The sequence below is a fragment of the Arthrobacter sp. NicSoilB8 genome (assembly GCF_019977355.1).
Taxonomy (GTDB): Bacteria; Actinomycetota; Actinomycetes; order Actinomycetales; family Micrococcaceae; genus Arthrobacter.
Window position 1 is genome coordinate 4,806,650 of the sequence record NZ_AP024655.1, and the last position, 22,552, is coordinate 4,829,201.

Here is a 22,552-nt window from a genome sequence, read left to right on the forward strand (position 1 = left end):
CAGACCAGGAAGAGCGCGGCCAACGCCGGCCGGGCACGGAATCACGTCAAGAGTAGCGCTGAGGTAGCAATGTCAACGTCGTCATTGGACAAGTCGTCCTCGGGGAAGAAATCACGGTGGCCGGTATGGCTCTGCTGGCTGGCCATGGTGCTGGACGGCTTTGACCTGGTGGTCCTCGGCACGGTCATCCCGACCCTGATCAAGTCGCACGAACTTGGCTTCGACGCAGTCGGCGCGACGTTCGCAGCCACCATCTCGCTGGTAGGCGTGGGCCTCGGCGCGCTCTTCATTGCCCCGCTCTCGGACCGCCTTGGCCGGCGGAACCTGCTGGTGGCGTGCGTGACCTGGTTCTCCATCTTCACTATCGCCGTCGTCTTCGCACCGAACGTGGCATGGTTCAGCACGTTCCGGCTGCTGGCCGGCCTCGGCCTGGGCGCCTGCCTGCCCGCCGCGCTGGCCTACATGAACGACTACGCCCCGGCCGGAACGGCCGGAAAGTCCACCACCCGGACCATGACCGGATACCACGTCGGTGCTGTGGCCACCGCGTTCCTGGCCCTCATGGTCATCCCGAGCTGGCGCACCATGTTCGTCGTGGGCGGCCTGGCCGGCTTCGCCCTGGCCCCCTTCCTCTGGTTCAAGCTTCCGGAAACCCTCCCGCCGGTGATCCACATCCCCGCCGCGGCGAAGTCCCCGGCAGGCGCCGCGGTCCCTGCCGGCGTCCCGGCCCGCGCGGGGGCCGCTCACGCCGGTGCGGCCGCGCCTGCGGAAGAACGCGCGAGCTTCCGGGACCTGGGCCGCAAGCCCTACCCGCTGATCGCCGCCGGCGTGGCCGTCGCGTCCTTCATGGGACTGCTGCTGGTCTACGGCCTGAACACCTGGCTGCCGCAGCTCATGGCCTCCGCCGGCTACAGCCTGAACGCCGGCCTCGCCCTGCTCCTGGTCCTCAACGTGGGCGCCGTGGTGGGTCTCCTGATCGCCGGAGTCCTGGCCGACCGGCACGGCACCAAGAGGATCGTCCTGCTCTGGTTCGGGCTCTCCGCCGTGTTCCTTGCCGCGCTCAGCATCCAGATCCAGAACGAAGTCGTGCTGTATGCCGCCGTCTTCGTCACCGGCGTGTTCGTGTTCAGCTCCCAGGTCCTGGTCTACGCCTGGGTCAGCCAGCTCGTCCCGGTCCGACTGCGCGGCACCGCCCTGGGCTTCGCTGCGGGCGTGGGCAGGCTGGGGGCCATTCTGGGCCCGGCCGTCACCGGCACGCTGGTCGCCGCAGGCATCGCCTACCCGTGGGGCTTCTACGTCTTCGCCGGCGCGGCGGTCCTGGCGGTTCTCGCCCTCGCCTTCGTGCCGCAGACCGTTGACGCAACGTCGCGCACCGGCGCCGGCGTCGGGCACTCCTAGGAGATGCGCCTTTGCGCCGCCGTCCCGCGGAGCGCCCCCACGCGGCGCCATGCGCCAGGCGCCAGCACGACGGCGATGCCGACGGCGGCGCCGATGACGGTCTCCACGATTCTGTCGCGGAGCAGGATCCCGGGCGGCACGGGCGCCACGAGGAGCGTTGAAGTCAGTGCCAGCGGGGTGACGAAGACCTGCGCCAGCATGTACTGCCGCGCGATGAACATCTCCGCGCCGAACTGGCATGCGGCGATCACCAGCACTGTCTGCCAGGGCGTCGGCTGCAGGAGCAGGATCCCGGCGAGCAATACCAGCCCCAGTGCGGTGCCCGCGATGCGCTGGAGGCCCCGGCTGACGCGGTGCCGGGTGGTGTGCCCCACAAGCGGGACGACGGCGGCTACCATCGCCCAGTAGTTGTGGCCGACCCCGAGCCACTCGCCGGCCAAGGTCCCCAGCGTCCCGGCGAGGCCTGCCGCCACGAGGTAGCCCGCGCTTTCCTGCCATGCGGCGCGCTTCTCCCCCGGCGTCAGCCTGGCAGGTCTCGTGCGCACCCACGGGGTCCGGCGGCTCCGGGCCACCCGTGAGGACTGGCCGACCAGCAGGGAGAAGGCGACCGTGAGTACCGCCACCAGCATGCATTGCCACAGCGGCGGCTGGTTGGGGATCGACGCGATGGCCGCGAAAGCGAAGATATGGAACAGCGACCCCGCGGGACGCAGGCGCCACAGTGCGACCACCAACGAGCAGGCGCCCGCCACGACGGTGGTGGCCACCACCAGGAGCCACGTGGCGCCCTCCGCCGAGAGCCCGGCTGACGCGTCCACACGCGCTGTGAGTGCCGCCAGGAACATCACCACCAACATGAGACCGCCGGCCCGCATCTGGAGCGTGAACCGCCTGGCGTGCGGCTCGTTGCGGCCGTAGATCCCGGTGAAGGCGCCGAAGGAGGCGAAGATGGCGAGATCCAGGCGGCCCAGCAGCACCAGGGTGATCAGCGGCACGAAGACGCCCACGGCGCAGCGCAGGGCGACCTGGTGGTCCTTGTTGCCCGGGGCGATGGTGAACATGTCGGCGAACAGCTTCACTGCGCCGGCCTTAGGGCGTCGGGCGCACGGCGAAATGCTTTCATGGGCAGGCTCCCACGGGCGCGGTTGTTCATAGGTTCGGGCGCCTTTCGTTGCAGTCGGGGTATTACGACGGCGGCGTTGGCATCCACGACGGAGTTTACGCCCGAACGGCGCCGCGGCGGCATCGGAATCCGTTGATCGGGATCGGCCGGGCGCCCGCGAAGTGGTAGCGTCGACCGGTTGAATCAAGCCAGCAATGCACCCCGGAGGTTCCCCATGCTCAAAGGATTTAAGGATTTCATCCTGCGCGGCAACGTGATCGAACTGTCCATCGCCGTCGTGGTCGGCACAGCCTTCACGGCCTTGGTCAGCGCCTTCACCTCAAACGTCGTCAACCCGATCCTCGCTGCCGCCGGCGGCGTCGAGACCCACGGCCTGGGCTTCTACGTCTGGCCGGGCAACGATAAGACGTTCGTCAACATCGGCGCCGTGGTGACGGCCTTCCTGACCTTCCTCATCACCGCCGCGGTGGTGTATTTCATCTTCGTGGCCCCCATGAACCGGATCAACAGGATGGTCAAGAACCGGCTCAGCGCAGCCGAGCCCGAGGAAGAACCGATCCCTGCCGACACCGCGCTGCTGGCCGAGATCCGCGATTTGCTGGCCACGCTGGCTGGTCCGGAATCCGACAGCGGCCGCGCCGGCGCCGGGGAGCGCCCGGACGGGATCACGCCGTCGGCCGTCCCTGCCGGAGTCGCGAGCCGCCGCGAGTCCTAAGGCTCCGGAAGCCGTGCCACGGAGGCACTCATGGCGACGGCGCCCCCTCCCGGAGCGCCTGCAGCAGGGGTGGCCGCTGAGTCGGCGCCCATCCCGTCAAGGACGCTTGTCGTCCATTCTTTGCATGCCCTATGGCGGGCAGGTGGTCCGGGGTACTTTGATCTAGACGCCCCCGCCGTTCGGGCCTGGGTGCCGAGGAGGAACACCGTGCCGGATGTTCGCTGGAACCACGAGCTGGTGGACCAATTGGACTGGCATTTTGCCCATCAGGCCCGGCCGAGGCTGGCCGGGTTGACTGACCACGAGTACTTTTGGGAGCCGGTTCCGGGCTGGAGTGTCCGACGCAAGGACGCCTCAACGCCTCCGACGGCGCCGGGTACGGGTGATTTCACCATTGATTTCAGCTACCCGGAGCCCGTTCCTGCTCCGGTGACGACCATTGCCTGGCGCCTGTGCCACATTCTGGTCGGCGTGCTGGGTGCGCGCACGGCATCGCACTTTGGCGGTCCTGCCGTGGACTACCAGAACTTCGCCTACCCAGACACGGCGGCCCTGGCACTGGACCAACTGGACGAGTTCTACGCCCGGTGGATCCAGGGCGTGAAGAGCCTCCACGAGGCGGGGTTGGGGGCACCCTGCGGCCCGGCCGAAGGTCCGTTCGCCGATGCCCCCATGGCAGCACTGGTCCTGCACATCAACCGCGAGATGATCCATCACCTGGCCGAGATCGCCCTGCTCCGCGACCTCTATGCGCACCGCCACTTGCTGCACCGCGGCCCGGAGGGTGGACAAGGCCTGTAGCGGGCTTCCTTCCGGCCCCGCCCGGTCCGAAACCGTCACCCGGCGGCAACCCGGCCGAAACAGCGGGCCGGAATCATGGGAGCATGACGCGCAACGCCCACGGCAAGACCCCAGGCAAGGCCCTAAGCAAGACTCACAGCAAGACCCCAGGCAAGACTCACAGCAAGACTCACCGCCCGGCCACCTCCGAGTTGAGCTGCGAGGTGTGCGGCCAAATGCCCGAACCGACCAAGGCGCGGCTGACCCTGGCCAATATCGCCGTGATGCTTCCCATCGAATTGCTGGTGCATGCGGCCGTGGTCGGAACTCACCTGCCATATGTTGCCAAGGTCCTGGTTCTGACCATGACCGCGACCATCCTGGTGATCTGGGTGGCCGAACCCTCGGCGGCCCGGATGCTCAGGGGCTGGCTGCATGCCCCGGCCCTGCGCCACCGCAAACGGCTCGTCGCCGCGCCCGCCCTGTGGCGGGCCCGGACCATCCTGAAGGACAGGCCCGGGTCGCTGCAAAAGCTCACCCAGGCCCTGGCCGGGCTCGAGACGAACATCCTCAGCATCCACGTCCACCCCGTGACTGGCGGCGTGCTGGACGAGTTTGTGCTCTCCGCACCGGGTGAAGTCCGCGAGGCCGAACTCCTGCGCGCCCTGCGGGCGGGCGGCGGAGCTGATCCGCATGTCTGGCCCACCACGGCCCTGGCCATGGCCGACGGCCAGACAGGGGCGCTGAGCCTGGCCGCCCGGATCGCCGCCAGTCCCGAGGAACTGCCGCTGGCCGTCGCGGAACTTCTGCGGGCCCGGATCGTCACGGGCCCCGGCACCGGCAACACCGAACTGGCGCCGGCCGCGGCGGACGGGACACTCCTGAAGATTCCCACGGCGTGGCACGGACCCATTACATTCTCCCGGCCCGGCGAGCCGTTCACGCCGGCCGAATCAGCCCGCGCGCACCGGCTGGCCGAACTCGCCGAGATCCTGGCGCACCGGCCGGCAGCGCCGTCCCATTCCGGGCCTTAGCGGCAGCCGCTAACCCACCGGAGCGGCAGGAGCTGGGCCGGACTGAAGCGGACGGGCTCCCGTTACCGGTACCGGACCGGCCGTGCCGGTACGGCCGGAACCGGACACGCTGTGAGAGCCGGCGTGGGAACTATTGAGGGGGTCGTGGCTGGCTGCCGCGGGTCGGCGGCTGCTTTCGTCCCGTTCCCACCCGCCGGCTGGCACGGAGCCCCGGCGGCCGGCCACTGCGAACCCCAGATACACTGCCGCGTTGACGGCGGAGAGCGGGCCGTGGATGGACTGCGCCACTTCCTTGAGCGTTCCGCGGGCCGTACTGCGCCGTCCTTCCATGCGGTTTTGCTGGGCGTTGCCGCGGTAGACCCGGTTGAGCACGGCCAACTGGGCACTTGGGGTTCGCGGGGGGCGCACCACCACGGGTTCCACGTCGAGGACGGCTTTCTCCGAGGGCGTGAAGAGACGGTCCACGAAGAGGTCGTCGGCGATCACATTGGGGAACTCCGCAAACCGTGTATGTCCCTGCTCCGAGAGGCCATAGGCGCCCGCCGACCAGAGCCCGCTCCGTGCCGACGGCAGCCGCCGGCGCGTTCCGTAGTAGGCGTGGATCAGCGGATGGGCCTCCTGCAGGTCGAACCGGACTGCCGGGCGCGCCGCCAGGAGGCCACCGGGAGCCAGGGCTGCCAGTACGTCCCTGACCGCAGCCGGGGTGATCTCGATGTCCGCATCCAAGTACAGCCTTGGCCACACGGTGGCGGCGGCGTCGCCGGCGTTCAGGGCGGCGGACTTGGACGCCTGCTCAATCTCCAGCACCCTCACGCCGTCGAATCCGCGCGCGATCTCGGCCGTGTCGTCAACGCAGCCGTTGCAGACCACGAACACGTCGATCACTCCGGCTGCGGCCAGGGGAGCCAGCGGAGCCAGCGTCCGGCCGATCACCTGGGACTCGTTGTGGGCCGGGATGATCACCGCACCGTGCGGGAAGTCGTCAACCTTCACCTGCGAGGTGGGCCCCGGCAGGCGGGCCCAGAGGTGTTCGTTCAGGACGGTCCGCAGTACACCCTTGCGGTCGGCCTTCCAGCACCGGAGAGCCTCGGACAGCACCACGGCGCCGTGGAAGGCAGCCGCGTAGGCTGCCGAATGGTATTTGCGGACGTAGCGGACGGAGTTGACCGCCAGCAGTGCATTCAGCTCCGGCGCCGCGCCGGATCCGCCACCCACATGGGTCATGGTCGCAGCAGGTTCGTACCAGACGGTTTCCCCCAGCATCCGCAGCCGCCGGAAGAAATCGACCTCTTCGGAGTACAGGAAATACGATTCGTCCCACGGGAGCGCGTCTGCCACCGCACGCCGCACCATAAGCGCGGCGCCCGTCGCCCACTGGACGGGGTGGGGGTGGGCGTAGCTTTCCGCATCGAAGTCGCTCGTGGCGAGCCACGCCGGCCGGGTGCCAGCGCGCCGGCCCAAAAGGGCATCACCGACAGCCCGCGTAATGCTTGGTTCGCGGCGCAGCGTAGGGCTGAGCGCCCCGGTGGGATCGAGCAGCCGGGGAACCACGGCGCCGGCCCGTGAGGCCTGGAGTCGAAGCTGCAATGTCTTCAGGCTGCCTTCTTCAACGCGGAGGTCGGGGTTGAGCACCAGGACGGCGGCCGAGTCGCCGGCCCGCCGCATGGCGGCGTTGATGCCGGCGGAGTATCCCAGGTTGCCGCCGGTGGAGAAGGCGATGACGTCCGGGTGACGGCGGCGGACCAGCCCCAGGGTCCCGTCGCGGGAGGAGTTGTCCGCGACCAGCACGCGCAGGGTCAGATCCCGCGTTTCCGCGCGCAGGCTGGTCAGCAGGCCGTTGATGTCCCGGGAACTGTTGTAGGTGACGACGACGACCGCGACGTCCGCCGATCCGTCCGGCCCGGTGAAACGGCCGGGGGTCCGCTCGGCGGGCACGCCGGCGCTCGGGTGTTCAGGGAGGGTGGGGGGAAGCGTGCAGGACTGCGTCCGGAGCTTGAGGTACGCGGGAGGCCCGTCGACCAGGTAGCGTCCGGCCAGGCGCCGGGGCTCCAAGGCCAGCCGGTAGCCCCATTCCAGTCCGTGGTCGCTCACCCACTGCGGTGCGCGGCTCACCCTGCCGGCCAGGAAATCGACGGCCGCACCGAAGCCCAGGAGGACGCCCGCGCCGGTGAGCCCTGCGTACCGGTCCATCCAGAGCTCCTGGCGGGGCTTGCCCAGGCCGACGAAAAGGATCTGCGCAGCGGAGCTGGCAATGCTGCCGGCGATCCGTTGCGACGCGACGGCGGAGGCGAGGTCGTCCCGGCACGGCGACCACATTCCCGCGACTTTGAGCCGCGGATGCTCCCGGGCGATTTTGGCCGCCAGGAGCCGGTGGCTCTCTTCGGACCCGCCAAGGAAGCCCACCCGAAGCCCCCGTTCTTCCGCGCGGGCCAAGAGCGGAGCCGCGAGGTCGCTGCCGGCCAGGCGTGGCCAGCGGCGCTTCGTGAGCCGCTGGGACTGGGCAACAAGGGGTGCGCCGTCAAGCAGATAGAGCCAGTCCGCCGTGCTCGCGGGGTCCGCGTGCAGGGTTCCCGCCCAGCGTCCCCCGGTGCCGAAATGATGGAGGTGGTCCAGGTTCACCGACGCCACGGCCAGCGGGCGGACGCCGGGCCCGGCCGCCCTGGCCAGAATGACGTCCAGGGCCGCCTCCGGATCCACAAGATCCACGGGGGTGCCGCCCAAAACCACTTTGTCAGTCATTAGTCATCGCCCCCTCAGGAGATCTTCTCGGGCTGCAGCTGCCCGTTGGATTCGACGTAACGGCGCCCGGTGACCGGGCACAGCCAGCTTCCGCCATCGTCCTGCTTCAACGGATGCCCGGCCTGACCCACCCAGCCCATCTGCCGTGCGGGCACGCCGGCAACCACGGCGAAAGCCGGCACATCCTTGGTCACGACGGCGCCTGCCGCCACGGTGGCCCACTCGCCGATGCAGACGGGAGCGATGCACACGGCGCGGGCACCAATGGAGGCGCCTTCACCGATGGTGACCCCCACGGCCACCCAGTCATCGGAGCCCTTGAGCGTACCGTCGGGGGTGATGGCCCTCGGGTGCTGATCGTTGGTCAGCACTGCCGCGGGACCGACGAAAACGCCGTTGGCCAGGCGGGCGGGCTCATAGACCAGCGCATAGTTTTGCAGCTTGCAGTTGTCCCCGACCTGCACCCCGGGTCCGACGTACGCGCCCCGGCCGATGTTGCAGTTCTTGCCCAGAACCGCGCCCTCGCGGATCTGGGAGAGATGCCAGATCCGGGTGCCTTCGCCGATGCTGGCGGTGTCGGCCACGTCTGCCGAGTCGGCCACCGTTGTCATGTCGCTCCTGCCGTTGGGGGTTCCCGGACCTGGGTCGGGCTGAGGATTGCGTGCCGGCGGCCGTGTGCGTGCCAGCCTGACCACCAGGGCGCCCAGCACCGCGCCGAGGGCATTGTTCACAACGTCCCGGAGGCTGGCCTGGCGCTGGCTGAGCAGCACGTACTGGACAGCTTCAATCGCCACAGACGTGAAGAGACCCGCGAGGGCGGCCAGCCCCCACCTGCGCACAGGCAGCAGAAGGGCGAGGAAGAGGCCCAGCGGGAAGAAGAGTATGACGTTGGCTGTGCCCTCCACGACGCCATAGTTGATGCCCGCCGTCAGCGCGTTCTCGTGCAGGGCCGCGAAAACGTCGTCCAGGAAGCCGGATAGGGGCCGGTCCACCGGGGTGGGCCAGAATCCGATGCAGCCAAGAGCCGCCAGGTAGAGGGTCAGCAACACGAGGATTCCGTGCCGCGCGTTTGGATTAAGGTTCCGCGGTGAACTCTGCTGGTCCGCGGCTGCAGTGCGGTTTCCCATGGGACTAGGCCGCCGTTCCGCTCGCAATGCCGGCCCGCAGGAGCCGTGCCGGCACGCCCACCCAGGTCTCGTCCTCCGGCACGTCGGCCAGGACGGCTGCACCCATGCCGATGGTGGCGCCCGCCCCTACCGAGGCGCCTTCCCGCACGCTGGCGTTCATGCCGAGGTAGGCTCCGCGCCCGATTCTGACACCGCCGCCCAGCGACACCCCGGCCGCGAACGTGGCGAAGTCCTCCACGACGTCGTCGTGAGTCAGCGTCACTCCGGGCATGACCACCACATGCTCGCCCAGGGTGACCCCGGCGGTCAGGGTGACATGGCCCAGCAGGACGCTCCCGCGGCCGATCCCGCATCCGTCCGGGATCCGGACCAGCGAGTCGACAACGGTGGCGTACCTGCGGTCCGGGAGTCCGAGCCCGGCGAGCCGGTCCACGATCCGGGCGCGCCCGGCGCCGGAGCCGACACAGACCACCACGCCGGCTCCCGGATAGCGGAGGGCATCACTGGCCGGGCCCAGGACGCGGACGCCGTCCACGACCGCTCCCGTCTTGCCGGCGTCGTCGTCGAGGATTCCAATGACCTCGGACCGTCCGCTCTCCCGGACGGCGGCGAGGACTTCACGGGCGAGGCCGCTCGCGGCGATGAGGAGCAGCTCATCCATGATGCCGCCCGCCGGCCCTCCGCAGTGAGTTGATCACCCGGTACTGCTCGTCCGGAGTCAGCTGATGGTAGACCGGAAGAATCATGGTGTTATCGGTGAGCCGTTCCGTCACGGACAGATCGGCGCCGCCGGTGTCCAGCCGGGCGTAGGCCGGCTGCCGGTGAGCGGCCATGATGCCGCGCCGGGCCGAGACGCCGTCCTCGGCAAGATGGGCCAGCAGTTCCTCCCTGCCCATCCCGAAGTCCGGCAGGACTTCGAACCAGAACGACTGGAAATTGCTGGTGCCGTAGGCGGGGTCCTGGCTGAACCGCAGGCCTTCGACGTCGGCGAGGGCCGCACGGTAGCCGGCGACGATTCCGCGGCGGCGGGCGACGGCCTCCTGGAGCCGGCCAAGCTGCACCAGCCCGACGGCCGCCTGCAGATCCGTCATCCGGTAGTTGAAGCCGATCTCCAGATATTCCTCGGCCGGGGCCAGCCGGGCGGCATGCCGGTCGTTCGCCGAGACACTCATGGAATGTTCACGCAGCTGGCGGGCACGGGCAGCCCAGTCCGGGTTGCTGGTGGTCAGCATGCCGCCCTCGCCCGTTGTCAGGATCTTGCGGGGATGGAAGGACCACGCGGCGAGCTCGGCCCCTGCCCCTACCGGGCGCCCCCGGTACGTGGACCCCGCCCCGCAGGCCGAGTCCTCGAGCACCGTGATGCCCAGCGGGTCGCACAGCCCGCGGATCGGGTCCAGGTCCACCGGCATCCCGCCCTGGTCCACAACGACCACGGCACGGGTGGCCGGTGTGAGGGCTGCCGCGATGGTCCGTGCGGACACATTCCCGGTGTCCGCTTCGACGTCCGCAAACACCGGCCGGGCGGCAACGTAGGTGGCGGCGTTGGCAGTGGCGATGAAGGAGAAGGAGGGAACCACGACGTCGTCGCCCGGCCCGATGCCGGCCACTTTCAAGGCCAGATGCAGCGCGGTGGTGCAGTTGGATACGGCGACGGCGTGGCCGGCCTGCTGCGAGGCGGCAAAAGCGTCCTCGAACCTGGCCACGCGGGGACCCTGCGCCACCCAGCCGGAGGCGATCACGTCGGCAACGGCCGCGGCTTCCTCGTCCCCGAGCCACGGCTTCATGACATTGATCCGGGTCAGCGCCTGCTCTTGGAGCTGGTCGTGATCGACGGTCATCGCACACCGCCCACCCTGGCGGCGGCGATCTCGCCGCGCAGCGGACGCCACCAGCTGACAAGTTCGCGCAGGCCCTCTTCGAGTCCGGTTTCGGCGGTGAAGCCGAGATCGCGTGCCGCCGAGGACGTGTCCGCCAGCCGGCGCACGACGCCGTTGACGGCGCGGTCCGGGCCGTGCTCCACGGTCAGGAACGAATCCATCGCCCGCAACAGCGCTTCAGCCAGTTGCAGCAGACTCGTTTCGGCGCCGCTGGCCACGTTGTACACGCCCTCGCGGACTTCGCTCCCGGCCGCCAGGATGTTGGCGCGGGCGATGTCCCGGGTGTGGACGAAATCCATGGTTTGCCGGCCGTCACCGAAGATCAGCGGCGGCTGGCCGTCCGCGATCCGCTCCATCCAGCGCACCAGCACTTCGGTGTATAGGCCGTGAACGTCCATCCGCGGCCCGTAGACGTTGAAATAGCGCAGCAGCACGTAGTCCAGCCCGGTCATGGCGCGGAAGCTGCGGGCCATGCCTTCGTTGAAGGACTTGGCCGCCCCGTAGAAGGTGTCGTTGTTGTGGTGGTGGTGCCGTTCCGTGGTCGGAAACTCCTCCGCCATGCCGTAGACCGAGGCGCTGGAGGCTGCGATCAGCTTGTCGACACGGTGCTCGGCTGCGGCCTCCAGGACGTTGAACGTGCCGTCGACCAGCACCTCCAGGGCAAGCCGGGGCTCTTCCGCGCACTGGGTGATGCGGATGGCGGCCTGGTGGAAGACGATATCTTTACCCCGCGTGAGGTCATGGACGAGGTCCCGGTCGCGCAGGTCGCCTTCGACCAGATGCACCCGGCCGCTTTCCATGGCCTCATCGAGATTGGCCCGGCGTCCGCGGACCAGGTTGTCCAGGACGTCGACCCGGCCGGCTCCCGCGGCGAGCAAATGATCAACAATCGTGGACCCGATGGTTCCGGCTCCGCCGGTTACCAGGACCGTGGCCCCCTGCAGTGTGCTCATCGTTTTCCTTCCAGCTGAAATTCGTTCCCTGTCACGGCACTGGGCCGCCCGTCCGCGCTGAGGCTGTTGCTGACCGCCTCCAGCACCGAAAGTACGCGGAGGCCGGCGGCCCCGCTGGTCCGTGCGGGCCGCCGCTGCCAGATGCTGCTGGCGAATTCGGCCACCATTTGGCCGAGGGCCTCGTGTTCGGGCAGGGCCGGGGACCAGGTGTCCCCCAGCCGGTAAGAGATGGCCGATGCCTTTTTCTCGGCCGCGGACCGCGACTGTGCGTCCAGGCTGACGCCGCGGTCGTAGACGCTGAGCCGCTGCTGCGGGTTCAGATCGTCCCAGACGAGGGTGCGACGGGAGCCGCCGACCACCAGTTGCCTGATCTTGGTGGGGCTCAGCCAGTTCACGTGCACGTGGGCCATGCCGCCGCCGGCCAGCGCGAAGGTCAGGTGGCCCACGCAGGCGTTTCCGGTACCGAGGGGGTCCGCGCCGTGAGCCGACACTTCGACCGGCCTTAGGCCGCCGGGAAGAATGAAGTCAAGGATGGACAAGTCGTGCGGGGCAAGGTCCCAGAAGACGTCCACGTCGGGCTGGACGAGGCCAAGATTGATCCGAACCGAGTCGATGAACAGGATGTCGCCCAAGGAGCCGTCGCTGATCAGTTCCCTGATCTTCAGGACGGCCGGGGTGTAGCAGTACGTGTGGTCGGCCATCAGGACCAGGCCGCGGCGCTCGGCTTCCTCGACCATTTCGAGGCCCTTGGCGCGCCCGTCTGCCAGCGGCTTTTCAACCAGCACGTGTTTTCCGGCACGCAGTGCCGTCAGGGCGATGCCGTGGTGGGTGTGGGCCGGCGTCGCGATGGCGACGGCGTCGACGTCGACCGTGTCCAGGAGCTCCTCGACGGACCCGCACACCGCGACGTCACCGTGAGCAGCCGCCAGCCTGGCGGCACGGACGCGGTCCATGTCCACGATGGCTGCCAGCTCCCAGTCGGGGGCAGCCTTGAAATTCCGGGCCAGATTCGGTCCCCAGTATCCTGCGCCGATGACGGCGACCCGCAAAGGGGCCGGAGAGGCCATGAGCTCAGAATCTACGGCTGGAATCGCCACAGCCAACCCCCAGTTCGCTAGACGGCGACATCGGTATGATGCCACTGCCTATCCAAGCCGGTGCCCGGGTTCCCCGTCACGAGTGCCTATTACTTGCCTTTGCGAACGACCGTCCGGTGATGCGTCCGGGTAGTACTCAGTTAGACCCGGACTCACCACGTGGGCCGGCCTGCGGTGAATGGCCGCCCGCCACCGCGGGCCGGCGGCCTCAGACGGCCGTCATGCGAACGGTGAGGGCCCCCTGCTCCACTGTGACACCGAGGTGTTTGGCGCTGCCGAGGGGGTCGCCGTCGAGCTGGAATTCCTGCTCGTGGGCGAGCTCGATCTCCGCCGATTTTCCGGCGAAGTATTCGACTGATGTGTTCTTGGGGTTGTTCCGGCCGAAGACGCCTGCCAGCACGCCCAGCCAGCCCAACCGGCCGACGGGGGCCAGGATGACGACGTCCAGGATGCCGTCATCCACCTTGGCGTCGGGGAAGATCTCTACGCCGCCCATGATCTTGCCGCAGTTTCCCACCATGACGCTGCGGATCCGGCGCCGCACGGGGTGCTGGCCGTCAATGCTGATCTTTGCCCGGATGGGTTTGCCCGGCAGGTGCCGGATGCCCGCTTCCACGTAGGCGAGCCAGCCCACGCGGTCCTTGAGCTCGTCCACGGTATTGGCCATGATGGCGGCGTCGTAACCGAGACCGGCCATGACCAGGAAGATGTGCTCCTCCTCGGCGTGGTCCAGCCTGGCTTTGACCACGTCAACCTTGACGTCCGTGCCGCTCAGGACGTCGTAGCTGGCGGCCACGGGGTCGGTGATGTCGACGCCGAGATTGCGGGCCAGCAGGTTGCCGGTGCCCAGGGGCACCAGGCCCATGGGAGTTCCGGTACCGGCAAGGACCTCCGCCACGCAGCGGACAGTTCCGTCACCGCCTGCGGCGATCACGACGTCGACCCCGGCCTCCAGGGCCTCGCGCGCCTGGCCGATCCCGGTGTCTTCCTTGGTGGTCTCCAGCCACAGCGGCTCGGCCCAGCCCTGGGTCTCACACAGGCGGAAGAAGGAGGCGCGGAAGCTCTCCCCGGGGGACTTCATGGGGTTGATGACCACGGCGGCCCGCCGGGACTCTGTGTTCTCCGGGTTCTCCGGGTTCTCCGGGTTCTCCGGGGTCGCCTGGTTTTCCGGGGTTTCCGGGGTTTCCGGCGTCGCGGTGTTGTTCTCTGTCATGGCGTCCTTCGGGGCGAATGGCGGGAGAGGTCCCGAAGTGAAATCCTAGCCGCAGTGCAGGCGCAACGTCCGCAGGGCCGGCGGGAATCGTGGACGTCCGCTCCGCGCTGTCACTAGACTGGGCTTCGTGATGTGCCGGAGCCTGCGCCCCGGACACCGAAAGCGGGGGACAGATGACTGAACCAGAGAAGTATTCAGCGGCGGCTGAATCATCCAGTATGGATCCCCACGACTGGGGCCGGGCGATGGCACTTGCCGTCACGCGGCTGGCCGAGCAGCTCGCACCCGACGACAGCGACGACATTCACACGCTGCTGGTGGGCCGGGACCTGCACCTGAAAATCAGTGACGAACCAGCGGGCGTCATGATCAGGGTTTCAACGGGGCCCATCTCGGACGCCGGCTAGCTGCCGGCCGCGCCGGCTGTTCCCGTGCCGGCCGTTCCGGCGCCATTTGTTCCGGTGCCAGCTGTTCCGGCGCCAGCTGTTCCGGCGCCAGCTGTTCCGGTGCCGGGGGCCCGAGGAGTCACCGACCCGAGGTCAGGTCCTCGGAGATGAGTTCCGCGGTGGCCACGGTCGCCTGACGCACGGTGTCCAGGTACGCTTCGGGATCGGGCTCCGCGGACACCGCCTGGGCCTGCAGCGAGACGTTGATCGCCGCCACCACCTTGGGCCCGTCATGGACGGGGGCGGCAAGAGACATCAGTCCCAGCTCCAGTTCCTGGTTCAACAGGCACCAGCCTTGGGCGCGGACCGTGGCCAGCTCGGTCAGGAGGCCGGCCTTGGTTCCGATCGCCCCGGGGGTGAGGGGCCGGATCTCGGCGGCCGCGAGGTACTCCTCCAGTTGCGCCGGCGGGAGGGCCGCGAGCAGCACCCGGCCCATGGAGGTTGCGTAGGCGGGGAACCGGGTGCCCACCGTGATGCCGACCGTCATGATCCGCCGGGTGGATACCCGCGCGATGTACGCGATGTCGGTGCCCTCGAGCACCGCGGCCGACGTCGACTCTCCCAGCTCGAGCGAGAGCTCCTCGAGGTGCGGTTGGGCGAGCTGCGGAAGCGACAGCCCGGACAAGTAGGCGTAGCCGAGCTGCAGCACCTTCGCGGTCAGGGCAAAGATCTTGCCGTCGGTGCGGACATAGCCGAGCTCCACGAGGGTGTGCAGGAACCGCCGGGCCGTGGCCCGGGTCAGGTCGGTCCGGGCCGCGACCTCGGTCAGCGTCATCTTCGGGTGATCCGTGTCGAAGGCGCGGATCACGGCGAGCCCGCGCGCCAGCGACTGCACGTACTGGTCGCTGGCCGCGGGCGCGCCGCCCTTGGCTACCTCAATCATTTACCGCCTCCCGGTCCCGCATCACTTTATCCCTGCATTCGTTATCCCGGCTGACGTTATCCCTGCAGGGCTTCAGCGTGCGTCCGCGGACGCGGCCCGCAGCGGCACGGGGACCATGGCCTGGAGTTCCTCGAGGGTGCAGCCGAAGGTTTCCCGGACGCGGACGCCGTCGGGTCCGGTGAGGAAGACGGCTTTGTCGGTGTAGACGCGGGTGACGCAGCCGATCCCGGTGAGCGGGTAGGTGCACGCCTCCACGAGCTTGGATGCGCCGTCGCGGGTCAGGAGGGTCATCATGACGAAGACGTCCTTGGCGCCGGTGGCGAGGTCCATGGCGCCGCCCACGGCGGGGATCGCGTCGGGGGCTCCGGTGTGCCAGTTGGCGAGGTCGCCGGTCGCGGAGACCTGGAAGGCGCCGAGCACGCAGATGTCCAGGTGGCCGCCGCGCATGATCGCGAAGGAGTCCGCGTGGTGGAAGTAGGACGCGCCGGGCAGTTCGGTCACGGGGATCTTGCCGGCGTTGATGAGGTCGCCGTCGATCTCGTCCCCGGTGGCTTCCGGGCCCATGCCGAGCATGCCGTTTTCGGTGTGGAGCGTGATGTTCTGCTCGGGTTCGAGGTAGTTCGAGACCAGGGTGGGCTGGCCGATGCCGAGGTTCACGAAGGATCCGGGGGCGATGTCGCGGGCCACGAGGCGGGCGAGGTCGTCCCGGCCCAGCGGCGTCCCGGATGCCTGGATATCGGCCTGGCTGTTGGACTGGATGCTCATCTCAGGCCACGCTTTCTGTCTTGCCGGCTTCTGTCTTGCCGGCTCCTGTCTTGCCGATGGCGCTACTGCTGGAATCAATACGGACGATGCTGTTGATGTAGATTCCGGGGGTCACGATGACCTCCGGGTCCAGGGCGCCCGTGGGGACGATCTCGGAGACCTGGACGATGCTGTGCCTGGCCGCGGCGGCCATGATGGGGCCGAAGTTCCGGGCGGTCTTGCGGTAGACGAGGTTGCCCTTGCCGTCGGCCGTGAGGGCCTTGATGAGGGCGACGTCGGCGTGTATGGGGGTCTCGAAAACCTGCCACTTGCCGTCCAGGAAGCGGGTTTCCTTGCCCTCGGCGAGCATGGTGCCGTACCCGGTGGGCGTGAAGAACCCGCCGATTCCGGCGCCGGCGGCCCGGATCCGCTCGGCGAGGTTCCCCTGCGGGACGAGTTCGAGTTCGATCTCTCCGGCACGGTACTTGGTGTCGAAGTGCCAGGAGTCGGACTGCCGCGGGAAGGAGCAGATCATCTTCTTCACCCGGCCCTCCTTGATCAGCAGCGCCAGGCCCTGGTCGCCCTGGCCGGCGTTGTTGTTCACCACGGTCAGGTCGGTGGCGCCGCACTCCAGCAGCGCGTCGATCAGTTCGAACGGCTGGCCGGCGTTGCCGAAGCCGCCGATCATGACGGTGGAGCCGTCCTTGATGCCGGCGACGGCCTCGCCGACCGTGTCAATAAAATTCAGCATGGCTGTGTTCTCCTTAGGCCGGCTGGTTAGGCCGATGCGGCGGTGGTGACGTTTTCCAGGACGACGGCGAGGCCCTGGCCGACGCCGATGCAGATCGCCGCGACGCCCCAGCGCTGCCCGGAGGCCTGCAGGGACCGGGCCAGGGTGCCCAGGATCCGCCCGCCCGACGCGCCGAGCGGGTGGCCCATCGCGATCGCGCCGCCGTGCCGGTTCACGATCGCCGCATCGATGCCCCAGGCGTTGATGCAGGCCAGGGACTGCGCGGCGAACGCCTCGTTCAGTTCGACGGCGCCCACCTGGTCCCAGCCGATCCCGGCCTTCGCCAGGGCTTTGTTCGCGGCCTCGACCGGGGCGTAGCCGAAGTACTGCGGATCGTTCGCGTGCGCGCCCCGGCCCGCGATCCTGGCCAGCGGGTCCAGGCCCAGCAGCCCGGCGGCGGCCTCGGAGCCCAGCCACGCCGCGGACGCGCCGTCCGAGAGCGGGGACGCGTTCCCGGCGGTGACGGTCCCGTTTTCGGTCCGGAACACGGTTTTGAGCCCGGCGAGCTTCTCGGCGGTGGACCCGGCCCGGATGCCCTCGTCACGGACCAGGTCCGTGCCCGGGACCGGGGTCACGAGCCGGTCGTAGAACCCCTCGTCCCACGCCTTGGCGGCGAGGTTGTGGGAGGCGGCGGAGAACTCGTCCTGCGCGGCCCGGGTGATCCCGTACTTCTCGGCGAGCCGTTCGGTGGCCTCGCCCAGGGAGATCGTCCAGTCCGCGGGCATTGCCTGGTTCACCAGGCGCCAGCCCAGCGTGGTGGAGGACAGGCTCAGGTCCCCGGCCGGGTAGGGCTTCTCGGTCTTGGGCAGCACCCACGGGGCCCGGGACATCGACTCGGCCCCGCCGACCAGCATCAGCTCCGCGTCGCCGGTGTTGATCTGCCGGGACGCGATGATCGCCGCGTCCAGCGAGGACCCGCACAACCGGTTGACCGTGGTCCCCGGGACCGAGACCGGCAGGCCGGCCAGCAGGGTGCCCATCCGGGCCACGTTGCGGTTTTCCTCGCCCGCACCGTTCGCGTTGCCGAACACCACCTCGTCAATCCGCTCGACATCCAGTCCCGGGGCGCGCTTGACCGCCTCGCGGATCACGTGCGCGGCGAGATCATCCGGCCGGACCCCGGCCAGGCCGGACCCGAACTTCCCGAACGGCGTCCGCACGGCATCGTAAATGAAAGCCTGGTTCATAACTGCTCCTCTAAATTTCCGTCTGAAAATCCCAACTAACTAGCAGATAAGGCCGTTCTGAGCGCTCAAAACGGCCCCTGCTGCCAGCTAGTTGGGAGGGGTGGCCGCGTCACGCGCTGGGGCGTCCGTTCCAGTGGTGTCCATGGAATGGAAGACCTGCTGGGCGGTCTTGAAAGCGGTGTTGGCGGAGGGGACCCCGCAGTAGATGGCGGTCTGGAGCAGGATTTCCTTGATCTCATCCCGGCTCAGGCCGTTGGTGATGGCTGCGCGGATGTGCATGGCCAGTTCTTCCCAGTGCCCGTGCGCCACCATGGCGGTAATGGTGACGGCCGAGCGCATCTGCCGGCTGATCCCGGGCCGGGTCCAGATGCCTCCCCAGGCGATCCGGGTGATCATGTCCTGGAAGTCCTCGGTGAAGGAATCCTTGTTCGCGTTGGCACGGTCCACGTGCACGGCGCCGAGGACCTCGCGGCGGACTTTCATGCCGCCGTCGTAGATTTCCTGGCTTGTCGCGCCCGGCTGGACTACGCCGTTCCGCTCGGGCCCGCCGGGTTCGGGCGTGCCACGTTCGGGGCTGCTGGTTTCGGGGAGGCTCATTCGCCGGCTCCTTGGGTCTCGGTCCAGGTAATGAGGCTTTTCAGCAGTTCGGACACGTGGGCCGGCGCCTCGAACGGGGCCAGGTGTGCCACGCCTTCCAGGCTGACGGCCGTGGCGGTGCCGCCGCCGGCGGTGATGCCGGCGGCCACGTCCTCGGCCATCGACGGCGGGGCAACGGCGTCCAGGGCGCCGGCAATGACCTGGGTGGGGACGCGGATGGTGCCGAGCTGGTCCCGCACGTCGAAGCCGGCCAGGGCCTCGCAGCAGTAGGCGTAGCTGAAGCGGTCGGCGTCCCGGAGGGTGTGCAGGAGCCGACCGCTGAGCTCGGGCTGGCGGTCCATGAACCCCGGGGCGAACCAGCGTTCCGCGGAGCCCTGGATCATCACCGGGGTGCCCTGCGTGCGGACGGTTTCGGCGCGCTCCAGCCAGCCCTCGGGCGTGCCGAGCTTCGCGCCGGAACACTGCACGGACAGGCTCTTGAGCCGGTCGCCGTGCTTGATGCCCAGTTGCAGGCCGGTGGCCCCGCCCAAGGACACGCCGGCATAGTGGAAGCGCGCACCGGGTGCGATCGAATCGACCAGGCCGATCACGGCGTCGGCCAGTTCGGCGACGGTGAAGCTCTCCTGTGCCGCGGGCGAGACGCCGTGGCCGGGCAGATCCCAGGCGACGACGTCGACGTCGGCGCCCAGTATGGTGCCGGCCTGGCTCCAGAGCAGCGAGGACGTCCCGAGCGAGGGGCCCACGACGAGGAGGGGTTTGTCGCCCAGCGGACGCTGGGGTGAGAGCAGGACTGCTTTGACGGTGGGTTTAGCCACGGGAGGCTCCGTTCTGGAGTTGCTGGACGGCGGCACGGACATCGTCAGGTGAGGCCGGGCCGGCGGTGTATTCCGGATATGCCGCGAGGATGCGGCGGGAGATCTCGGCGGCCTGGCCGAGGTAGTTGGCCGGGTCCAGAAGCTCCTCCAGCCGGGAGTCCGGGAGCAGGTCGTCGGGGACGGCCGCGCGGAGCTGTGTCCGGTAGGTGGCCGCCTGCTCCGCGGCCGGGGCCTGGAGCGTCTGGTCCACGACGGCCTGCAGGCGCTGCTTGCCCGTCCGGCCCGGTTCCGTCGCGGCGCGGTCTGCGTCCAGAAGCGGCGCGACAGCGGCGTTGACGGCTTCGGAGAGCAGCAGCGGCCCGGCCAGGTCCAGGTTTCGGCGCATGGCCCCGGGGAAGACCTGCAGCCCCTCGGCCAGTTCGCGCAGCTGTCCCGCGGCACCGAGGGCCAGACGCAGCAGCTGGCGCAGGGCGGCCCATTCGGTGTGCCAGGCGCCGTCGGGGCGTTCGTCGTTGAAATTGGCCGCCGCGAGGTGCAGCTGGGCGGCCAGGGCCGGGGACTGCAGGGCGGCGCTGCGGATCAGCACGGACAGCACGGGGTTCTGCTTCTGCGGCATGGCCGAGGACACGCCTCTTCCGGCGGAGCGCGGTTCCGCGAGTTCGGCCACTTCGGGCCGGCTCAGGAACAGGACGTCGGCGGCGAGCTTTCCGGCCGCGTCCGTCACGGCGGCCAGGGCGTCGCCGAGCGAGGTCACGGCCAGGCGGTTGGTGTGCCAGGGTGCTGGAACGGTGGCGAGGCCCAGTCGGGCGGCCAGCCGGTCCGCGAGGTCAAACGGGGAGAGCGGCCCGGTGGCCGCACCGGCGCCCGCCACACCGGCGCCGGAAGTAAGGACAGTGCCGGCGGCAAGGGTCCCGGCGGCGCCGCCGGTCTGCACCGGCAGCTCGACGGTTTCGAGCCGGCGGCCGGCGGCGGCCAGCCCGGCGAACCACTGCGCTGCCCGCAGCCCGAAGCTGAAGGGCAGGGAGTGCTGGGTCAGGCTCCGGCCCACGCAAAGTGTCTGGGCATGGGCGTCTGCAAGGGCCGCAAGGGCGGACGTGGCCGCCCTGAGCTCGGCGAGCAGCTCACGCACGGCTCCAGCGGCCAGCAGCATCAGGGCCGAGTCGAGCACATCCTGGCTGGTCAGCGACGTGTGAACGGCCCGTGCCGCGCCGAGACCCTCGGTGTCCAGGGCCCGGACCTGCTCACGGAGGTCCGCGAGGAGCGGGATGACGGGGTTGCCGCCGCCTTGTGCGCGCACGGCGATGCCCGCAACGTCGTAGCGCTGCACGTCCGCGGCGGCGGCCACCACTGCGGCGGACCCGGCCGGGGCGAGGCCCGCCTCGTCCAGGACGGCCGCCCAGGCCGCCTCGACCTGGAGGATGGCGGCGAGCACTGCACGGTCCCCTGTCAGCACCGCCACAAACGGCGACGCCGACACGGGACTGAGCAGGCCGACGTCACCATGCAGGCCAACGTCACCGTGCAGGCCAACGTCACCGGCGGTCTCGAAGAAGGTCACTTCGAGGCGCCCTCAGCGTCGCTGAAATCCAGGAACACCGTCTCGCCCTCGCCCTGGAGACGGATGTCCCAGGTCAGTCCGCCGTCGGGGTCCCGGCGCGCGATGAGGGACCGGCGGCGGTCCGGCTCGAGCGAGCTGAGCAGCGGATCCTTGGCCAGGGCTTCCTCGTCCTCCGGCAGGTAGACGCGGGTGAACAGGCGGTTCATCAGGCCCCGGGCAAAGACGGCGACGGCGATGAACGGCGCCGCGCCCTCCTCGGTGGGGCCGGGGTTCACCGTGGTGAAGGTGAAGACGCCGGTGTTGCCGACCGCGCTGCGGCCAAAGCCGGTGAACGTGTAGCCGTCGCGGACCAGGGAGCCCGTGCGGTGTGGAACGTTGCCATCCGCGTCGGCCTGCCAGATCTCCAGGATCGCGTCCGGGATCGGGTGCCCGGCCCCGTCATAGACGGTGCCCTGAAGCCGGATGGAACCCGGGGAGCCGGGGGCCAGGAGCTCGCGGTCCTTGGTGTAGGGCAGCGCGTAGCCGTAGAACGGCCCCACGGTCTGGCCCGGTGTCGGGGTGAGTTTACTCATGGCGCTCCTATTCATTCTCGTCGCCTCCTGCGCCCAGGGCCTCGTTTTCGGTCCAGGTCCGCTTGGACCCGGTCAGGACAATGTCCCAGTTGTATGCCAGCGCCCATTCAGGCTTGGTCAGCTCGTGGTTGTAGGTGGCCACGAGCCGGTCGCGGGCATCCTGGTCCACGATCGACTGGTAGATCGGGTCCAGCGGGAACAGCTGGTCGCCGGGGAAGTACATCTGGGTGACGATCCGCTGGGTGAACTCCTGCCCGAACAGGGAGAAGTGGATGTGGGCGGGGCGCCAGGCGTTGAGATGGTTCTTCCACGGGTAGGCGCCGGGCTTGATGGTGGTGAAGCTGTAGGAGCCGTCCACGCCGGTGATGCAGCGGCCGACGCCGGTGAAGTTGGGGTCCAGCGGTGCAGGGTGCTGGTCCCGCTTGTGGATGTAGCGGCCAGCGGAGTTCGCCTGCCAGATCTCCACAAGCTGGCCGGCGACGGGGCGGCCGTCGCCGTCTAGCACGCGGCCGGAGACCACAATGCGTTCGCCCAGCGGCTCGCCGTTGTGCTGGATGGTCAGGTCCGCTTCCAGCGCGTGGACGTCCATGTGCCCGAACGCGGGTGAGTAGAGTTCGATGGTTTCCGGGTCCGCGTGGTGCAGGTCCTTGGTGGGGTGGCGCAGGACGCTGCTGCGGTACGGCGCGTAGTCGAGCCGCGGCTGGGTTTCGGCCGGGGCTCCGTTCTTGAGCGTCTTCGCGTAGGCCTCGCCGATCGCCTTCATCTCGGCGCTGAGGTCCGCCTGCGACCCCGCGGCGGCGTCGAGCGGCGCATACGTCTTTGGTGCGGCCCCCGTGGCTTCGTCGGACACGTCCTCGGTGATCGGGTCGGCATTGAAGATGTCGAGGTTGATTTCTTCAGGCAC

The 22,552-nt window shown here is 69.2% G+C and carries 22 protein-coding genes and 1 pseudogene; 5 read left to right on the plus strand and 18 right to left on the minus strand.

Going from position 1 to position 22,552, the window contains the following annotated elements:
* The first annotated feature begins 69 nt into the window (after positions 1–69).
* Positions 70–1,398, plus strand: a complete 1,329-nt coding sequence (locus LDO15_RS21705; RefSeq protein ID WP_223982344.1) for an aromatic acid/H+ symport family MFS transporter — start codon at positions 70–72, stop codon at positions 1,396–1,398.
* On the opposite strand, the gene LDO15_RS21710 is transcribed toward LDO15_RS21705, so the two are convergent.
* Positions 1,395–2,477, minus strand: a complete 1,083-nt coding sequence (locus LDO15_RS21710; protein WP_223982347.1) for an FUSC family protein — start codon at positions 2,475–2,477, stop codon at positions 1,395–1,397. The genes LDO15_RS21705 and LDO15_RS21710 overlap by 4 nt on opposite strands.
* Positions 2,478–2,735: 258 nt before the next feature.
* Here LDO15_RS21710 and mscL point away from each other — a divergent pair, with 258 nt between their 5' ends.
* The 3 genes from mscL to LDO15_RS21725 all read left to right on the plus strand — a co-directional run bounded on the left by mscL (position 2,736) and on the right by LDO15_RS21725 (position 5,050).
* Positions 2,736–3,236, plus strand: coding sequence for a large conductance mechanosensitive channel protein MscL (gene mscL / locus LDO15_RS21715; protein WP_223982350.1), 501 nt, complete (start codon positions 2,736–2,738; stop codon positions 3,234–3,236).
* A 207-nt stretch (positions 3,237–3,443) separates the two neighbouring features.
* The gene (locus tag LDO15_RS21720; protein ID WP_223982353.1) at positions 3,444–4,037 is read left to right on the plus strand and encodes a DinB family protein; all 594 of its coding nucleotides are present in this window, start codon (positions 3,444–3,446) and stop codon (positions 4,035–4,037) included.
* Between the two features lie 215 nt (positions 4,038–4,252).
* The gene (locus LDO15_RS21725; protein ID WP_223987625.1) at positions 4,253–5,050 is read left to right on the plus strand and encodes an ACT domain-containing protein; all 798 of its coding nucleotides are present in this window, start codon (positions 4,253–4,255) and stop codon (positions 5,048–5,050) included.
* A gap of 9 nt (positions 5,051–5,059) precedes the next feature.
* On the opposite strand, the gene LDO15_RS21730 is transcribed toward LDO15_RS21725, so the two are convergent.
* The 8 genes and pseudogenes from LDO15_RS21730 to LDO15_RS21765 form a co-directional block, all read right to left on the minus strand.
* The gene (locus LDO15_RS21730) at positions 5,060–7,789 is read right to left on the minus strand and encodes a WecB/TagA/CpsF family glycosyltransferase (RefSeq protein WP_223982356.1); all 2,730 of its coding nucleotides are present in this window, start codon (positions 7,787–7,789) and stop codon (positions 5,060–5,062) included.
* Positions 7,790–7,803: 14 nt separating this feature from the next.
* Positions 7,804–8,400, minus strand: coding sequence for an acyltransferase (locus LDO15_RS21735; protein WP_223987627.1), 597 nt, complete (start codon positions 8,398–8,400; stop codon positions 7,804–7,806).
* 129 nt (positions 8,401–8,529) lie between these two features.
* Positions 8,530–8,916: pseudogene (locus LDO15_RS21740) on the minus strand (VanZ family protein); the annotation flags it as partial.
* 4 nt (positions 8,917–8,920) lie between these two features.
* Entirely contained in the window at positions 8,921–9,577 is a 657-nt protein-coding gene (locus LDO15_RS21745; protein ID WP_223982359.1) for a NeuD/PglB/VioB family sugar acetyltransferase, read from the minus strand.
* Positions 9,570–10,754: a DegT/DnrJ/EryC1/StrS family aminotransferase gene (locus LDO15_RS21750; RefSeq protein WP_223982362.1), complete on the minus strand. Its 1,185-nt coding sequence runs from the start codon at positions 10,752–10,754 to the stop codon at positions 9,570–9,572. Before LDO15_RS21750 ends, LDO15_RS21745 begins: the two co-directional genes overlap by 8 nt.
* Positions 10,751–11,746: an NAD-dependent epimerase/dehydratase family protein gene (locus tag LDO15_RS21755; RefSeq protein ID WP_223982364.1), complete on the minus strand. Its 996-nt coding sequence runs from the start codon at positions 11,744–11,746 to the stop codon at positions 10,751–10,753. Before LDO15_RS21755 ends, LDO15_RS21750 begins: the two co-directional genes overlap by 4 nt.
* Positions 11,743–12,813: a Gfo/Idh/MocA family oxidoreductase gene (locus LDO15_RS21760; protein ID WP_223982366.1), complete on the minus strand. Its 1,071-nt coding sequence runs from the start codon at positions 12,811–12,813 to the stop codon at positions 11,743–11,745. Before LDO15_RS21760 ends, LDO15_RS21755 begins: the two co-directional genes overlap by 4 nt.
* 238 nt (positions 12,814–13,051) lie before the next feature.
* Positions 13,052–14,056: a diacylglycerol kinase family protein gene (locus LDO15_RS21765; protein WP_223982368.1), complete on the minus strand. Its 1,005-nt coding sequence runs from the start codon at positions 14,054–14,056 to the stop codon at positions 13,052–13,054.
* A 218-nt stretch (positions 14,057–14,274) separates the two neighbouring features.
* Here LDO15_RS21765 and LDO15_RS21770 point away from each other — a divergent pair, with 218 nt between their 5' ends.
* The gene (locus LDO15_RS21770) at positions 14,275–14,463 is read left to right on the plus strand and encodes a hypothetical protein (RefSeq protein ID WP_223982370.1); all 189 of its coding nucleotides are present in this window, start codon (positions 14,275–14,277) and stop codon (positions 14,461–14,463) included.
* Positions 14,464–14,581: 118 nt separating this feature from the next.
* Here LDO15_RS21770 and LDO15_RS21775 read toward each other — a convergent pair whose 3' ends face one another.
* The 9 genes from LDO15_RS21775 to pcaH all read right to left on the minus strand — a co-directional run bounded on the left by LDO15_RS21775 (position 14,582) and on the right by pcaH (position 22,552).
* Positions 14,582–15,385, minus strand: a complete 804-nt coding sequence (locus tag LDO15_RS21775) for an IclR family transcriptional regulator C-terminal domain-containing protein (protein WP_223982372.1) — start codon at positions 15,383–15,385, stop codon at positions 14,582–14,584.
* A 72-nt stretch (positions 15,386–15,457) separates the two neighbouring features.
* Positions 15,458–16,150, minus strand: coding sequence for a 3-oxoacid CoA-transferase subunit B (locus LDO15_RS21780; RefSeq protein ID WP_223982374.1), 693 nt, complete (start codon positions 16,148–16,150; stop codon positions 15,458–15,460).
* Between the two features lies 1 nt (position 16,151).
* Entirely contained in the window at positions 16,152–16,880 is a 729-nt protein-coding gene (locus LDO15_RS21785; protein ID WP_223982376.1) for a 3-oxoacid CoA-transferase subunit A, read from the minus strand.
* A 26-nt stretch (positions 16,881–16,906) separates the two neighbouring features.
* Positions 16,907–18,106, minus strand: coding sequence for a thiolase family protein (locus tag LDO15_RS21790; protein ID WP_223982379.1), 1,200 nt, complete (start codon positions 18,104–18,106; stop codon positions 16,907–16,909).
* A gap of 87 nt (positions 18,107–18,193) precedes the next feature.
* Positions 18,194–18,703, minus strand: a complete 510-nt coding sequence (gene pcaC, locus LDO15_RS21795; protein WP_223982382.1) for a 4-carboxymuconolactone decarboxylase — start codon at positions 18,701–18,703, stop codon at positions 18,194–18,196.
* On the minus strand, positions 18,700–19,518 hold the full coding sequence (locus LDO15_RS21800) for an alpha/beta fold hydrolase (RefSeq protein ID WP_223982385.1): 819 nt from the start codon (positions 19,516–19,518) through the stop codon (positions 18,700–18,702). Before LDO15_RS21800 ends, pcaC begins: the two co-directional genes overlap by 4 nt.
* Positions 19,511–21,076, minus strand: coding sequence for a lyase family protein (locus tag LDO15_RS21805; protein WP_223982388.1), 1,566 nt, complete (start codon positions 21,074–21,076; stop codon positions 19,511–19,513). Before LDO15_RS21805 ends, LDO15_RS21800 begins: the two co-directional genes overlap by 8 nt.
* A complete protein-coding gene (gene pcaG, locus LDO15_RS21810; protein WP_223982391.1) occupies positions 21,073–21,648 on the minus strand; it encodes a protocatechuate 3,4-dioxygenase subunit alpha in 576 nt (191 codons plus the stop codon). Before pcaG ends, LDO15_RS21805 begins: the two co-directional genes overlap by 4 nt.
* Positions 21,649–21,655: 7 nt before the next feature.
* Entirely contained in the window at positions 21,656–22,552 is an 897-nt protein-coding gene (gene pcaH, locus LDO15_RS21815) for a protocatechuate 3,4-dioxygenase subunit beta (RefSeq protein WP_223982394.1), read from the minus strand.

Bases quoted from the DNA above. Each gene is read 5' to 3' on its own strand.
- LDO15_RS21760 (WP_223982366.1), bottom strand. From the start codon at position 12,813: ATGGCCTCTCCGGCCCCTTTGCGGGTCGCCGTCATCGGCGCAGGATAC.
- LDO15_RS21790 (WP_223982379.1), bottom strand. From the start codon at position 18,106: ATGAACCAGGCTTTCATTTACGATGCCGTGCGGACGCCGTTCGGGAAG.
- mscL (WP_223982350.1), top strand. From the start codon at position 2,736: ATGCTCAAAGGATTTAAGGATTTCATCCTGCGCGGCAACGTGATCGAA.
- LDO15_RS21745 (WP_223982359.1), bottom strand. From the start codon at position 9,577: ATGGATGAGCTGCTCCTCATCGCCGCGAGCGGCCTCGCCCGTGAAGTC.
- LDO15_RS21735 (WP_223987627.1), bottom strand. From the start codon at position 8,400: ATGACAACGGTGGCCGACTCGGCAGACGTGGCCGACACCGCCAGCATC.
- LDO15_RS21755 (WP_223982364.1), bottom strand. From the start codon at position 11,746: ATGAGCACACTGCAGGGGGCCACGGTCCTGGTAACCGGCGGAGCCGGA.
- LDO15_RS21770 (WP_223982370.1), top strand. From the start codon at position 14,275: ATGGATCCCCACGACTGGGGCCGGGCGATGGCACTTGCCGTCACGCGG.
- LDO15_RS21785 (WP_223982376.1), bottom strand. From the start codon at position 16,880: ATGCTGAATTTTATTGACACGGTCGGCGAGGCCGTCGCCGGCATCAAG.
- pcaC (WP_223982382.1), bottom strand. From the start codon at position 18,703: ATGAGCCTCCCCGAAACCAGCAGCCCCGAACGTGGCACGCCCGAACCC.
- LDO15_RS21750 (WP_223982362.1), bottom strand. From the start codon at position 10,754: ATGACCGTCGATCACGACCAGCTCCAAGAGCAGGCGCTGACCCGGATC.
- LDO15_RS21725 (WP_223987625.1), top strand. From the start codon at position 4,253: ATGCCCGAACCGACCAAGGCGCGGCTGACCCTGGCCAATATCGCCGTG.
- LDO15_RS21775 (WP_223982372.1), bottom strand. From the start codon at position 15,385: ATGATTGAGGTAGCCAAGGGCGGCGCGCCCGCGGCCAGCGACCAGTAC.
- LDO15_RS21780 (WP_223982374.1), bottom strand. From the start codon at position 16,150: ATGAGCATCCAGTCCAACAGCCAGGCCGATATCCAGGCATCCGGGACG.
- LDO15_RS21730 (WP_223982356.1), bottom strand. From the start codon at position 7,789: ATGACTGACAAAGTGGTTTTGGGCGGCACCCCCGTGGATCTTGTGGAT.
- LDO15_RS21705 (WP_223982344.1), top strand. From the start codon at position 70: ATGTCAACGTCGTCATTGGACAAGTCGTCCTCGGGGAAGAAATCACGG.
- pcaG (WP_223982391.1), bottom strand. From the start codon at position 21,648: ATGAGTAAACTCACCCCGACACCGGGCCAGACCGTGGGGCCGTTCTAC.
- LDO15_RS21765 (WP_223982368.1), bottom strand. From the start codon at position 14,056: ATGACAGAGAACAACACCGCGACGCCGGAAACCCCGGAAACCCCGGAA.